We start from the raw sequence: 1027 nt of genomic DNA, 5'->3' as shown, positions 1-1027 counted from the left end.
GATGCTGCAAGTCGACGCGCCGGACGGCGCCATCGATATCGTCGGCACCGGCGGGGACAATTCCCACAGCGTCAATATTTCCACGGGATCGGCCTTTGTCATCGCCGGCAGTGGTGTGCCGGTTGCCAAGCACGGCAATCGTGGCCTGTCCTCGCTGACAGGAGCCGCCGACGTGCTGGTTGCGCTCGGCGTCAAGATCGACATCTCGCCCGAATTCATCGGCCGCTGCATCCACGAGGCTGGCATTGGTTTCATGTTCGCGCCCGCGCACCATCCAGCGATGAAACATGTCGGTCCGACCCGCGTCGAACTCGGCACCCGCACCATCTTCAACCTGCTCGGGCCGCTCTCCAATCCAGCTGGCGTCAAGCGGCAGCTGGTCGGTGTGTTCCTGCCGGAATGGATCCTGCCGGTTGCCGAGACGCTGAAGGCACTGGGTGCGGAGCATGCCTGGGTTGCTCATGGCGACGGCTATGACGAGATCACCACCACCGGCGAGACGCAGGTCGCCGAACTGATCGGCGGCGAGATCCGCAGCTTCACCCTGACGCCTGAAGCGGTCGGGTTGCCGCGCCACAGCAGGGACGAACTGCGTGGCGGCGATGCGGACTACAATGCCAAAGCCTTGCGCGATATGCTGGGCGGCGCTGCCGGCGCCTATCGCGACACCGTGCTGATGAATGCCGGCGCCGGCCTGGTGGTGGCGGGCAAGGCGACGACGCTTGCTGACGGCATCGCGCTCGCCGCGCAAGCCATCAACAGCGGCCGGGCCCTGCAAGTGCTCGACAGGCTGGTCGAGATTTCGAACGGGTAAAACGTGTCTGACATTCTTCGCAAGATCGAGGCCTACAAGCGCGACGAGATCGCGGCGGCAAAGGCACGTGTGCCGCTGGCCGAAATCAAGGCGCGAGCCAAGGACGCCGACGCACCGCGCGGCTTTCTTGCCGCACTCGAAGCAAAGCGCAAATCCGGCGCCTTTGCGCTGATCGCCGAGATCAAGAAGGCAAGCCCGTCCAAGGGGCTGATC

General features: G+C 64.8%; 1 protein-coding gene and 1 pseudogene. Both read left to right on the top strand.

Annotation, left to right across the window (positions count from 1 at the left end):
- Window positions 1-814, top strand: an 814-nt coding sequence (gene trpD, locus EN969_RS32705) for an anthranilate phosphoribosyltransferase (RefSeq protein WP_127419817.1), incomplete at its 5' end; no start/stop codon positions are given.
- Window positions 815-817: 3 nt separating this feature from the next.
- A pseudogene (locus tag EN969_RS32700) lies at window positions 818-1027 on the top strand (indole-3-glycerol-phosphate synthase TrpC); the annotation flags it as partial.

It is taken from the genome of Mesorhizobium sp. M7A.F.Ca.CA.003.01.2.1, from assembly GCF_003998945.1.
Taxonomy (GTDB): domain Bacteria; phylum Pseudomonadota; class Alphaproteobacteria; order Rhizobiales; family Rhizobiaceae; genus Mesorhizobium; species Mesorhizobium ciceri.
The sequence above is the reverse complement of the archived record's forward strand: the minus strand, read 5'-3'. Positions and strand labels throughout refer to the sequence as shown.